The sequence below is a fragment of the Deltaproteobacteria bacterium HGW-Deltaproteobacteria-18 genome, assembly GCA_002841885.1.
GTDB lineage: Bacteria > Desulfobacterota > Desulfovibrionia > Desulfovibrionales > Desulfomicrobiaceae > Desulfomicrobium.
On the sequence record PHBE01000015.1, the window covers coordinates 32,214 to 45,968 of the forward strand.

Below are 13,755 nucleotides of genomic sequence, written 5' to 3' on the forward strand. Positions count from 1 at the left end.
AGTGCGTCAACAAACCTGAACCTTCATGACACGAAAAAAATATATGCAAAAGTTCTTGACAGAAAAGAACAGGCCTTGCGGCCTGTCATACCTTCTGACCGCAAGACGGGCAGAACTTGAAATCATCTCTGGTCACCGGAGCCGAACAGGTCGGACATTTCCGGGGCGCAGGCACGAGTTCGACCAGAAGCTCCCCTTCCTTGACCGGAACCATCTTCTTGTCTTCCTGATAATCGGCAAACTTGAGCACGCGCCCGACCATGCCGTCCACCGGCGCAAGAATGGATTTTTCCTGCTTCATGATGGAAATATTGAAAAGTTCCTCTCCCTTCTTGACCATGTCGCCGGGCTTGACGTGCACGACCCACAGGTCGCCGCTGGACGGCGAACCGACATGATACGGATTGCGGGCATCGGCCATTTCCAGACCGGAGTCGTCTTTGCCCGAAGCCTCCGCCACCTTGACCTGCATGGAAAAGGATTCGGAATCAAGCGTATAGGAGACAAGGCTCATGCCGTGGTCGTCCGGGCGCGAGATATGCTGCAGGGTCAGGACATGATGCTTGCCCTGGCTGTCCTTGAACATGACTTCGTCGCCGGCCTTGAGGCCCTCGAACCAGACATGCAGGGGCAAGCGGTTGCAGTCGCCGTATTTGCCCACGAACTTGATGGTGTTCAGGGCGTCGCCCGGATGGCTCAGGTACATGATCAGTTCCTCGTCCGTGGGAATCCGCCCGATGTGCTCGGCCAGGCTCTGCTGCTCCTTGGACACGTCGATGTCCAGCAGCATCGTCAGAGGGGAGGATTCAACGCGACGGGAAATGGCGTCCCGGTATTCGGGGCCGAAGGCGGACTCGTAGACCCAATCCGGCGGAAAACCCAGGGGCAGACGTCCGAACTTGCCCAGAAGCAGATCACGGAATGCGTCATTGGCATCCTCATAGATCTTCAGGCGCTCGGCCCGGGTTTCTTCGGTGAGCATCTCCTCGGGCAGGGTCACTACCTGTTCGAGCACCGTCAGGAGCCTGCGCACGCCACGGCGTCCGCCGCGCTTGTATGCGCCTGTCACAGCCAGAAATGCGGTATTCCAGGTGATCTGGGAACCCGGAGTGACGTCGTGGTAACGCACGATTTTGCGGATTCCGGCCAGGAATTTGAGCATGAACGGCAGCAGATGGATGTAGCCCTGCTTCATGGCCCCTTCCTGGGACGAAGATGTCGCGCCGCCGGGCATGCCGTGCTCGATGACATCGTAGTCGATACCCTGGAAGTGCGGAGCGGTGTAGCGGTCGTAATAGGGCATGATCTGCTTGAGCACGAAGCCGGTGGTCCGGATCATGTCTTTATTGAGATTGGTTTTGAGACCAAGTTCCTCGATGTAGGCTGCCGTGGAGAGCACCTCGCCCTGGCCGTACCAGCGCACCGAGGCGCCGATGGCCGTGTCCACGATGTGCGCCCCGGCCTTGGCTGCTGCGGCCACGGCGGGAACAAAGAGACCGTCGGTGTAGTGGCGATGCGCATGGACGATCAGTTCGGGATAGCTCTTGCGGATGGATGTCACCAACTCGGTCATGAACACCGGGGGACAGACCCCGGCCATGTCCTTGAGACCCAGAATGATGAGTCGCTCGGCCTTCTTCTTGGAACAGCCCGCCACCTGGGCGGTCATGTCGAGGATCTCCTGCACCACGCCCAGATAATGGGGCACGTCAAAGCCCTTGGCATAGGACAGGGAGATGGCCGGTTCCCAGATATTCTTTTTCGAATTCAGGGCCACTTCGGCGAAGGGGCGCATATTTTCAATATGATTGAGAAAATCAAAACAGCGGATGACATCGTAATGCTCGCAGACCATCTCGCCGGTGCGGCGCATGATGTTGCGCGGCTGCGGCTTGTAGCCGAGCACGTTGGTGGAGCGGATGAGAATCTGCTTCAGGGTCTTGGGCGCGAACTCGTTCCATTCCCGGCCTTCCGAGAAGGGGTAGGTCATGTTGGCAAGCATGGCGACATGAAAATGCGCCCCACCGCCGTTCTCCAGCGAGAAGAACCCGCAATTGTCGAGATAGGGGCCGATGATGCGGTCTTCGGCCAGCCGGAAGCGATTGCCCGAGTTGGACTGGGTGATGTCGCGGGTGGTTGTGTCCGAAAAATGGACATGATCGGAATCACGGATGTAGGCGAGGGTCGCATCCCTGTCTCCACGCGGATAGGGATATTCGTAATATTCAGGCTCGATGCCCGGCAGCGAGGGCTTGAAGGCATCCATGCGTTTGCCCTCTCTGGTCCGGTACTCGCCGAGCTTGACGTGCGGATTGTACCCATGAGCGGAAATTTCAGCCACCAGCCGCGAAAGGCGCACGGCCTCGGACTCCTTGTCCATGTAGATCATGAGCTCCGGAGCGCTGGCCACGAACTTCGTATCGTACTCTCCGGCGCGGAAGCGGGGATGCGCTATGATCTGACGATGGAAGTGGATAGTGGTCTTGATCCCGCCGATGATATACTCATCCAGGGCCCGCTCCATGATTCCCAGCACCTTGCCCCACTGCGGACCGTAGGCGATCAGGAGAGACGCGGCCGAATCGTACTGGGAAGGAAACTCGTAGCCGCCGCAAACGCATGAATCCACGCGCACCCCGGGACCGCCCGGAGACATGTAACGGGTGATGCGCCCTGCGTTGGGCGAGAAATTGTTCTGCGGATCTTCGCAGTTGACGCGGACCTGGATGGCATGGCTCTTGGGCTTGCAGTTCTCCTCGGTCAGGCGCAGCTTGGCACCGAAAGCCACTGCAATCTGCTCTTCCACAAGGTCGATGCCATAGCGGCATTCGGTGATGCCGTGCTCGACCTGCAGACGGGTATTGACTTCGATGAGATAGGCGCGCCCCTCGGCATCGACCAAAAACTCCACGGTGCACAGGGAATGGTATCCCACTGCGTTCACCAGCTGGCGCGAGTAGTCCTTGAGCTTCGCACGCAGCTCCTCGGTCATGCCCGGCCAGGGGGAGGGAGTGATTTCGACCAGCTTCTGGTGATTGCGCTGCACGGTGCAGTCGCGTTCGTCGAAAGCGAAGACATTGCCGTACTTGTCGGCTATGACCTGAATCTCGATATGCCTGATGGAGGTCAGCAGACGCTCCACGTACAGACGCGGATTGCCGAAAGATGCCTGGGCCAGGGTCGAGGCCTTGATGAAGGCGTCGGCCAATTGATCCTGGCTGAACACTTCGTAGATGCCTCGTCCGCCACCGCCGCCCTCGGCTTTGAGCATGACCGGCAAGCCTATTTCGGTGGCCACGACCTTGGCCTCCTCCACGGAAACGGCCCCCTCCGAGCCCGGAACCACTGGGATTCCCAGCTTCTGGGCCAGGGTGCGAACCTGAACCTTGTTGCCCAGCAGGCGCATGGCCTCAGACGTGGGCCCGATGAAAATGATTCCGGCAGCGGCGCATTTCGAAGGAAAGGAATCGTCCTCGGAGGCGAAGCCCCACCCGGGATGGATGGCCGCAACGCCCCGGGCCTTGGCCATGGAGATTATCTTGTCAATATCCAGATATGCACGCGGATTCTCTCCGAGATGAAGAAGCGCATGGGCGCCGGAAGTAAAGGGTGCTGTCTTGTCCACGTCCGTGGCCGTGATCATGGGCACGCCCTGAAAAACTTCCTTGATGGAACGAACGATTCTTCTGGCGGGAATGCCGCGATTGGCGACAAGAATCTTTTTGCCCCGGATGTCCAGGGTCACTTCTTCAAAACTGCGAGGAGTCTGCGAAGACATATATTTCTCCGTATTCGTTATGTTTGACCTTCCACCCACCCCTCGGGTCGCAGCGAACCGGAATGCAAAATCCGCCTTTCGCCGTCTGCGAGAAGGATGATGCCGCCATCCGGGCTTAGCCCCGCATACGTCCCAGAAACCGATGATCGATTGTCCGAAACGCGCACCAGTGACCCAAGATAGGCTAGAACAGGCTCAATTAACTGGGAAAACTCCAGAGGGGTCGAATCAGAAAGTTCAGCAGTATAACGGAGCCGACCAAAATTCACAAGCCGTAACCACAGGCCAAAAATGGACATCCCCTGCAAGAGCCCGCCCAGACTCGCCGCGACGCAGGCATGATCACGGCGCAGATCAGCGTCCTCGGGGCACGAGGCAATGTTGAGCCCTATCCCGGCCAGGAGCACCTCCCCCCTCTCCTCGATCAGGATTCCGCCGATCTTGCGGTCGTGCAGCAGAATATCATTCGGCCATTTGAGCCGCACCGGCAGCCCGAGATCGCGCAGCCCCAGGCACAGGATCCCGCCGACCAACACGGAGAGCATGTTCTGCCACGGGCCCGGAGGCATGGGCAGTCGCCAGGCCGCGAACAGGTTGCCAGGCTGGGAAATCCACGTCCGCCTCATCTGCCCCCTGCCGGCCCACTGCCTGGTGGCCAGCACCGAATCCCACGGGGCAAGACAGCCCTGCTCGGCCAGGTGCCGCGCCACGTCGAGCGCCGAAGTGCAGGGCCCGCAAAGATAAACGCGCGCACCCGGCAGATCCGGACAGGGCTCGCCTGGGCCAAGGATCAGGGGTGCGTCATCGTGTGCGGCGGAAAATGCGTCCGTGACGCCGACAATATCAGGAGTCCAGAGGATGGGCATGGGCTTTTACCGGTACGGCGCGAATCAGGAACTACCCTTCTGTTTTTTCAGCATGAGCAGCCGCTTGAGGTCGGATTTGTTTCCCGCCCGATAAACCTGCGCAGGCTGGGGCCGGACCGGAGCTGGACGGGGCGCCATGGGCCGCGGGGCCTCTTCGCGGGGCGGATCCTGTTCGACAGCTGCGGCGATGGGCGCGGGTTCCGGTTCAAACGTACGCTCCGGAGGAGCAGGTGTGGGCGGAGCGGACGCCACCGGAACGGTACGAGGCGGCGTCGTGGAAGGCGCAGCAGGAGCGGCCACGGCACGCGGGGCCGGACGTGGCGGAGAAGCCGGAGCGGCCACGGGCACGGGACGTGGAACCGGGAGAGGCGGCCGGGCAATGGATGCTGCCGCGCCGGACCCCGCAACGCCCGGGACAGGAGTCTGCGCGTAGCTGAAACCCGTGGGAGTCAGCGGAGAGGAACCGGGCACAGGCTGGTAGAAAATGGAGCGCATGTAGCGTTTGGGTTCGAACATGCCCGTCACCCCGGTCAGGGACTCGGTGGATCCGATTACCAGGGAGCCGTCGGGTTCCAGCACGGACGCAATTTTCTCGAAAACCATTTTTTTGTCAGCAGGAGTAAAATATATCGCCACGTTACGACAAAAAACAATGTCAAATTTGCCCAGCCCCGCAAACGGCTTCATCAGATTGAACTTCTTGAACACGGCCATGGCCCGGATCTCGTCCTTGATCTTCCAGCCATCGCCCATGAGGGAAAAATATTTGTTCAACGTCTGCTGCGGCAGGCCTCGTTCTATCTCGAACTTGTTGTATTTTCCGTAGCTTGCCTTGGTCACGGCGTCATCGGAGATATCGGTGCCAAGGATGGATATCTGAAAATTGCTCAAGTTGCCCAAGGCTTCGCGCAGGGCGATGGCGATGCTGTAGACTTCCTGTCCGGTGGAGCAGGCCGCGCTCCAGATGCGGATGGGTATGTTGCGTCCCGAAGCCGATTTCGAACGGGCGTCGATGAGGTCCGGCAGGATCTTGTGCTTGAAAACCTCAAAGGGCGACGCGTCGCGAAAAAATAGGGTCTCGTTGGTGGTGATGGCGTTGACGATCTCTTTTTCCATGTTGCCGCTGCGATCGGCCTTGGCCTTGGCGTGCAGATCCAGATACGAGGTGCAGCCATACTGCTGCATCATGGATTTGAGCCGGGTCTCGACCAGATAGGTCTTGGTCGAGTCCAGGGCCACTCCGCAAATGGAGTAGATGTACTTGGAAAGTACGTTGAATTCGTCTGCGGTGATTGTCGTCATAATGCCGCCACTGTTGGAATTGGCATGGCTAACGCACCGTACGGATGATCTCGGAAGCGATCATCTGCAAAGGTGAGATAACATCCACGACACCGGCTTCGACGGCGATCTTGGGCATGCCGTAGACCACGCAGGACTCCTCGTCCTGACCGATGGTCACGGCCCCGAAACTCTTGAGCACCTTAAGCCCCAAGGTCCCGTCGCCGCCCATGCCGGTCATGATCACGCCGGTGGACAAGGCGCCATACTCGCGCGCCACGGAGCGAAACATGTAATCCGCGGCCGGCTTGCAGTTGTTCTCGGGCGGATCGTCTGTGATCTGGATGATCTTCGTCCCGACGGTGCTCGAAGCCACGCGCATGTGCTTGCCGCCAGGTGCGATGTAGATCACGTCGGGGCGCACGACCTCGTTGTTCTCGGCTTCCCGGACCTCATACTGGCATTTGGAGTCCAGGCTCTCGGCCAATGACTTGGTGAAGACAGGCGGCATATGCTGGACCACGAAAATGGGCACCCCGAGTTTCGGGAGCTGCGGCAGCATCTTGGTCAGGGCATTGGGTCCGCCGGTGGAAATGCCGATGGCAACGGCCTTGGACTTTCCTGCGCGCCGGGACGAAGCCAGCACGGACGGAGCGGCCGGAACCGGGGCGGCACCACCCGTCGGCCTGTGCTTCTGCTTGAGCAGGGCCCGAAGCTCGACCCGCTTCGCAAAAGCCTTCACCCTCGGCTGAATGGCGCTCCGAAGCATCTGCACATTTTCCTGCATGACCTCGGCGTCCGGCTTGGCGATAAAATCGAAAGCTCCGAGCTCCAGCGCGCGCATGGTGATGTCGCTGCCCCGCTTGGTCAGGGTGGAGAGCATGATCACGCCCACATCGGGAAAGCTCTTCTGAATCTCCTGCAAGGTTTCGAGGCCGTTCATAACCGGCATTTCCACGTCCAGCGTGATCAGGTCCGGCTTCAGGGACGCAATTCGGGTCAAGGCAATCTTGCCGTTATTGGCGGTGCCGACCACTTCTATCCCGGGGATCTCGGCAAGAATGTCGCCCACCACCTTGCGATACATGATGGTATCGTCCACAACCAGAACACGCAGATTCATCCAGACTCCTAGATATAAAGGACTTAATCGTCGGACAGCACTTCGCCGACGTCGAGCACGGCGATGAGATCCCGGGAAGACTTGAGCACGCCACGAAAATACTTTCCCTTGACCCCCTTTATGTTGGAGGGGGTCGGCTCCACATCTTCCCATTTGGACGTGACCACGTCGGTGATGCGGTCCACCAGCAGGCCGATGTTCTCATCGCGGGAATTGACGATGATGATGCGGCTGGTCTCCGTGGTTTTCGACGGGGCCAAGCCCAGCTTGCGACCCAGGTCGATGATGGTCACGATCCTGCCGCGCAGGTTCATGATGCCAAGTACGTAGGACGGCGCCTGTGGCACTTTGGTCATCTCCATCTGCCGGTTCATTTCCTGAATGAGATTGATGTCGATCCCGCACAGGGCCGAACCTACGTAAAAGCAGGACAGCTGCAAGGCACCCGTCTTTTCTTTGGCCTGCTGTTTCATGCAATTCTCCTTGAAAGAGCTCTAGGCGTCACTCATGCACCGCACACGCATTTTTAAGATTGAGGCCGTCTCGCGGATTTTGGGGCCGCCCGCATCCGTGACCGTCAGGAGGCATAACGCTTCAGCCACTCGTAGATGGACTGCAGGAGGCGCTCCTTGTCCAGCTTTACTTGGTAATCGTCAATACCCACGGCCTTGCCGCGCGCCACATCCTCGTCCCCGGCCAGGGAGGTCAGGGCCACGATGGGCATCATGGAGAAACGCTTGTCCTGGCGGATGCGCCGGGAAAGTTCGAATCCATCCATGTTCGGCATCTCGATATCGGTGACCACGAGGTCGAACTTGTCGGGCTCGGCGTCGAGCATGCTCCAGGCCACCGCTCCGTCCTCGGCCACATCGACCATGTATCCGTCTTCCTCGATGAACTTTTTGACCTGGTTACGGAAGAAATCCGAATCCTCCACCAGAAGCAGGTGCGGAACGCCCACATCGCCCGCGTCATCTGCGATCTCGATGCTCCCGCGCACCGCGAACCAGTCAGGCTGAACAGTCTGGATGAGTTCATAGATGTCGACAATGAGCGTAGTGTTCTCGCCGATGACTGCCGAACCGCTGATGCCGGGCTGTTTGAGGGTGAAGCTGTCAATGGAGACCTGCGCCTCGATGGCGTCCACCGGAGGCTTGGCCAGCAGACCGATCTCGTGACCGGCCATGAGGAAGACTATGACGATGATCTCCCCGGAAATGTCCAGCATATTGACGTTGGTCGCCTGATCCAGTGAGAAGACGGGCAGGGTCCCGCCACGGTATTTGATGACCCGCCGTCCGCCGACCTCTTCAATCTCTGCGGCATCGATGAGCTCCACCCGGGCCACGAGGTCAAGGGGCACGGCGCAGTACTCATGCGGCGTGTTGCGGAAGACAAAGAGGGAGAGTTTTTCCTGCCCTGTGGCCGCCTCGGCCTCCTTGGGCGCCTGCAAGGCTTCCCGGGCCACGCTCAGGCTCAGGTCGCCCAGGCGACCAAGGCCCGCAACGTCGAGAATGAGCGCGACATGCCCGTCGCCCATGATGGTTGCGCCCGCATAACCCTGGCATTCCTTGAAGTGCCGGCCCAGGGGCTTGACCACGATCTCGACCGAGTCGTGAAGCTGATCGACCACCAGGCCGTAACGGAACTGTCCGGCCGAAACCACGACGAGGTTGACGTCGGCCGAGGCGCACCCGGATTCCTTTATTTCTCCCAGGCTCCGGTCGCCGCGCAGGATCTCGCCGACCAGCTTGGAGGCCTCGCAGGAATCGACGTCAAGGCCGAGCACATTGGAAAGATACAAAAGCGGAATGAGCTCCCCGCGCAGCAGGAGCACTTCGGCATCGCCCACCAGTTCCACCCGCTCCGTGATCTGATCCACGGGTATGCGCAGCAGTTCGTCAACGTTGACCTGAGGAATGGCGTAGCGTTCCTGACCCACGGATACGAGCAGGCTGGGGATGATGGCCAAAGTCAGCGGCAGCTTGATGCGAATGGTCGTGCCCTTGCCCCGCTCGGTTTCGATATCGACCTGACCGCCAAGCTGGTCCAGATTGGATTTGACCACGTCCATGCCCACGCCGCGTCCGGAGACATCCGTCACCTGCTCGGCCGTGGACAGGCCGGGAAGGAATATCAGGTTGGCCTTCTCCTTGTCGGACATGGACTTGGCCTGATCCGGAGAGATGAGGCCACGGCTCAGGGCCTTGGCCACGATCTTTTCGGTGTCGAGCCCGCCACCGTCGTCCACGATCTCGATGATGACCTGGCCGGCTTCATGGTAGGCCTTGAGCACGATGGTGCCCATGGCCGGCTTGCCCGCCTTGACGCGCACATCGGGCATTTCGATTCCGTGGTCCGCGGAATTGCGCACCAGATGGGTCAGCGGATCGCCAAGGCCCTCTATGATGGTCTTGTCCAGCTCGACGTCGTTGCCTTCGAGCTGCAGATCCATCTCCTTGCCCAGAGTTCGGGCCAGATCCCGGACCACGCGCGGAAACTTGTTGAAAATGTTGCCCACGGTCTGCATGCGGGTCAGCATGATCGTTTCCTGCAGTTCGGACGTGACCAGGTCGATGCGCTGTCCGGCCACCTCGATCTGGTGGATGGCGCCGGAAGAAATGGCCTGCATGAGCTGATTGCGGCTCAAAACCAGTTCTCCGGCCAGGTTCATCAGGTCCTCGAGCAGGCTGACATGAACTCGCAGGGAGTCGGGCTGGGCGATGGCGGATTTGGGAGCTTTTGGATCAGGCTTGCGTCCCGCATCTTCATCGGTCGCCGCTGGAGGCTCGGGACGAGGGGCCGGAGCCGCAGGTTTGGGCGCAGGCGCAGGCTCGGTCAAAGCCGAAGCCAGCGTCTCTCCGCTGAAGAGCTCCGAGATCAGGGAATCAGTCCGGTCCTCGGTGGGCGTTTGCGGGGTCTGGTCCAGAAGCTCCTGGGCAAAATCGGCCGCCGGGGCCGGTGAATCGGAGGGCAAGTCGACGCTCAGGGTGGTTATGAACTCGCCTCCCAAATCCAGAAGAGCGGGCATGATGTCGTCCTCGATGATGGAGCCAAAAAGGACGAAGAAGGGAATGCGATTGGAAAAGTCATCATCCTCCAGGGTTCCTACGGCTTCGAAATCGACCTTCAGGTCGAGAATCACACCCGTGGCGTCCATGCCTTTCAAAATATCGAAGAACGTCTTGTTCTTGCGTTGCACGTCATGGATCAGATCGAACTCGAGGAGATACAGATTCTTCCCCCCCTTCCTGTTCTGAAGCAGATCAAACTCCGCAACCTCGAAGACGAGGCGTCCCCGGCGATCCCTGACCTCGACCAGCCGGTCCACGGAAGCCTTCTCCTCGCCTTCCAGATTGGCCGAAGCCGCCGCCGTCAGGGCCGCGACGTGATCGTCGATGTACGCGTCGTTGCTCTCGGCCACGTTGGAGATCAGATCGCGCAGCTTGTCGAAGGCCAAGAGGACGATGTTGACCACTTCGGGTTCAGGGACAAGCTCGCGATTGCGGACCATGTCCAGGATGTTCTCGATCTTGTGTCCCAGGTCCTTGATTTTGATCAGACCGAGAAACCCCGCGCCCCCCTTGATGGAATGCGCCGCGCGAAAGACCTTGTTGACCAGCTCCACATCGATATCGGCGCCCGCCTGTTCGATAGCCAGCAAATCGTTCTCGATATCCCCGAGGTGCTCGGCTGCTTCTTCCACGTACATTTGGAGAGTTTCGTCATCCATCATCATTGTGCGAACTCCATATGGATTTCAATTTGTGAGGCCTTCTTCCGCGCCCGCAAGCGGCGGTCCCAAAGCGCCAGGGCTTTCGCCAGCGCTCCTGATCTGAAAAAAACGGTCGTGAATCCTCTTTCGGCCCTGCGCGCCCGCCTCGGTAAACACGGTCAAAAGCTCATGAGCCATAATGGCGAGCGTTTGCCGCCGGCCGCATCAGGAATCCAGGTTCAGATGCTGATCAAGGCGCATAGACTTGAAAAGTTTGATTATATTCTCGGAAGCATTGACAATGATCAGCTTCCCGCCTTTTTTCTTCATGGAATTGTGCGTTGCTATGATGACTCCGATGCCGATGGAGTCCATCATTCCCGCGCCGGCCAGATCGAGGCGCAGTTCCGCCGGAGACTCGGCCAGCAACGAGGCCAGCTCCTGCTTGAACTCCGGGACAATGGAGGACACGAGGTCCTGTCCCGGGGTGATGGTGGCAATACTTCCTTCGCGGACGATAGCAGACATAGACGGCTCCTTAAGACAAAAATCATGGCTTGGAAGACCTTCTTACACAGGGGTCCGTACGATATCAATGTACATCACTGGCAATAATTTGCAACAAATACTGATCGTTGCTCCAGATTTTTCGCATATGAGGCCTATTCGTCCTACATAATGTCCTACTCTGCCAGCATAAATGACGTTTTCCAGGCGCGCGGGGAATATCCGCTTTGCCCTTGTCAACATTATGGTTTTCTGGAAAATATAACATTCTTTGTCGCTCACCATCGAAAAAGCGTGGATGCGCACAACCCGTTACCCAAGTGAAAATTCGCCGATGACCTCCACCCAGCACGCGCCGACCACCCAATCATCCGCCACGCCCCGCATCCTGCTGGTCGAAGACAACGCCATTGTCGCCTTCGACATGCAGCAGCGCCTGCAAAAGCTCGGCTACCAGGTCCAGGGCATCATCAAATCCGGCGAAGAGGCCATTGCCTCCGTATCACGGCAGGCTCCGTCACTGATCCTCATGGACATCTTTCTCGATGGACGCATCGACGGCATCGAGGCGGCCAAGGCCATTCTCGAGACCACGCAGATCCCCATCATCTTCCTGACCGGTCATGATGACGAAGAGACCCTTAACCGCGCCAAGATCACCGAAACCTTCGGGTACATCATAAAGCCCGCCGAATCCCGGGATCTGCACGTCGCCATCGAGATCGCGCTCTACAAGCATGCCGCAGCCCTGGCGCTGCAAAAAAGCGAACAGCAGTACCGGCTTCTATTCGACTCCATGCTGAACGGCTTCGCCCTGCACGAGGTAGTGACCGACAATGCCGATAAACCCAGGGACCTGCTTTTCCTCGACGTCAACCCGGCCTTTGCCAGCTTCTTCGGCCTGCCCGCAAAAGACATCGTCGGGCGCAGTTTGCGCGAAATCTCGGAAAAGGTTGAGCCGTACTGGATCGACATCCTCGCCAAAACCGCCATGACCCGGGAGTCGATCCGTTTCGATAGCTTCGCGGGATTCGTGGACAAGCATTTCTCCGTCGTCGCCTTCAGCCCCCAGCCCCGGCAGGTCGCCGCCATATTCGAGGACACCACCAGACGCAAGGATGCCGAAAAGCATCTGCAGCACAGGACCTTCCATGACGCTCTGACCAACCTGCCAAACCGCGCCCTGTGCCTTGACCGCATCCAGCAGGGCATGGAGCGCAGCCAGGTGCGCGACGACTACCTTTTTGCCGTCGTGCAGATCGACATCGACCGCTTCAAGGACGTCAACGACAGCCTCGGGCATCTTGTCGGCGACCAGCTGCTTCAGGCCATCGGCCGTATCCTGCTCGATACCGTGTCCGCCGTGGACACGGTGGCGCGCCTGGGCGATGACGAGTTCGTGGTCCTGCTGGAGGAATTGCCCTCCAGGAAGGCGGGCACGGCCACCATAAAAAAAATCAAGTCCGCCCTGAACCGCACCCTGGACATCGAGAACCACCCCATCCACATCAGCGCATGTTTCGGAGCCATCTTCGGACCCAACGAATACACCTTGCCCGAGTACTTTCTGCAGGGAGCCAACATCGCCCTGCGCCACGCCCAGGAACAGGGTCTGGACCAGCTACGGTTTTACGCGCCGGAGATGCAGGACAAGGCGCTCAAAAAACTGGATACGGAAACCCGGCTGCGCAACGCTATCAGCGAAAACGAGTTCTTTCTGGCCCTGCAGCCGATCTTCTCGATCAATCAGAGCCCGACCTTGAGCGGCTTCGAAGCCCTGCTGCGCTGGAAACCCAGGGACAAGGACTGGGTTCCCCCCAGCGAGTTCATCCCCATTGCCGAACAGACCGGACTCATCCTGCCCATCGGACAGTGGGTACTGGAACAGTCCTGCATGGTGCTGCGCTCCTGGGCCGAAAAATATCCGGAGCACCCGCTTAGCGTGTCCGTCAACCTGTCCGCGCGGCAGTTCTCAGATCCCGACTTGGTGCAGAACCTGTTCAACTGCATCCGCCACAACCGCATCAACCCCTCGCAGCTCAAGCTTGAAATCACGGAAAGCGACGTCATGACCAACCCCGAGGCAACGATCCAGAAGCTTCGCATCATGAAGGAGCTCGGCATGGCCATCCTGGTCGATGATTTTGGCACGGGCTACTCATCCATGAGCTATCTGCAACGATTTCCCATCGACACGCTCAAGATCGACCGCAGCTTCGTGACCCATCTGGACAAGCACGCCAACCGCGTCATCGTGCGCACCATCATCAATCTGGCCCACAGCCTTGGGCTGTCCGTGGTCGCCGAAGGCATCGAGACCGAAGGGCAATATCTGGCGCTCAAGGAGATGGGCTGCGAATACGCCCAGGGCTATCATTTCTCCAGACCCATCCTGCTCGACCAGGTCGACGAGTTCATCTGTGGGCATTTCAATAAAACAGGGGCGCTCCCGTCATGAAACGGCAACGCCCCTGCTGATCGCACA

At 59.1% G+C, this 13,755-nt stretch carries 8 protein-coding genes; 1 reads left to right on the top strand and 7 read right to left on the bottom strand.

The window, feature by feature from the left end; genetic code table 11:
- Positions 1 to 85: 85 nt before the first annotated feature.
- From CVU60_13610 to CVU60_13640, 7 genes are all read right to left on the bottom strand, one after another.
- Positions 86 to 3,778 carry a pyruvate carboxylase gene (locus CVU60_13610; GenBank protein PKN40881.1) on the bottom strand — a complete coding sequence of 1,231 codons (3,693 nt, stop codon included), beginning with the start codon at positions 3,776 to 3,778 and terminating at the stop codon, positions 86 to 88.
- Positions 3,779 to 3,795: 17 nt separating this feature from the next.
- Complete coding sequence (locus tag CVU60_13615; protein PKN40882.1) at positions 3,796 to 4,644, bottom strand: biotin--[acetyl-CoA-carboxylase] ligase; 849 nt, start codon at positions 4,642 to 4,644, stop codon at positions 3,796 to 3,798.
- A 24-nt stretch (positions 4,645 to 4,668) separates the two neighbouring features.
- Positions 4,669 to 5,946 carry a hypothetical protein gene (locus tag CVU60_13620; GenBank protein PKN40883.1) on the bottom strand — a complete coding sequence of 426 codons (1,278 nt, stop codon included), beginning with the start codon at positions 5,944 to 5,946 and terminating at the stop codon, positions 4,669 to 4,671.
- Between the two features lie 28 nt (positions 5,947 to 5,974).
- The gene (locus CVU60_13625; GenBank protein ID PKN40884.1) at positions 5,975 to 7,048 is read right to left on the bottom strand and encodes a chemotaxis response regulator protein-glutamate methylesterase; all 1,074 of its coding nucleotides are present in this window, start codon (positions 7,046 to 7,048) and stop codon (positions 5,975 to 5,977) included.
- Positions 7,049 to 7,071: 23 nt separating this feature from the next.
- Entirely contained in the window at positions 7,072 to 7,521 is a 450-nt protein-coding gene (locus CVU60_13630; GenBank protein ID PKN40885.1) for a chemotaxis protein CheW, read from the bottom strand.
- A gap of 104 nt (positions 7,522 to 7,625) precedes the next feature.
- Positions 7,626 to 10,787, bottom strand: coding sequence for a hybrid sensor histidine kinase/response regulator (locus CVU60_13635; GenBank protein PKN40886.1), 3,162 nt, complete (start codon positions 10,785 to 10,787; stop codon positions 7,626 to 7,628).
- A 201-nt stretch (positions 10,788 to 10,988) separates the two neighbouring features.
- Complete coding sequence (locus CVU60_13640; protein PKN40887.1) at positions 10,989 to 11,291, bottom strand: anti-sigma factor antagonist; 303 nt, start codon at positions 11,289 to 11,291, stop codon at positions 10,989 to 10,991.
- A 250-nt stretch (positions 11,292 to 11,541) separates the two neighbouring features.
- On the opposite strand from CVU60_13640, the gene CVU60_13645 reads away from it, so the two are divergent.
- Positions 11,542 to 13,728, top strand: a complete 2,187-nt coding sequence (locus CVU60_13645) for a two-component system response regulator (GenBank protein PKN40888.1) — start codon at positions 11,542 to 11,544, stop codon at positions 13,726 to 13,728.
- Positions 13,729 to 13,755: the final 27 nt, after the last annotated feature.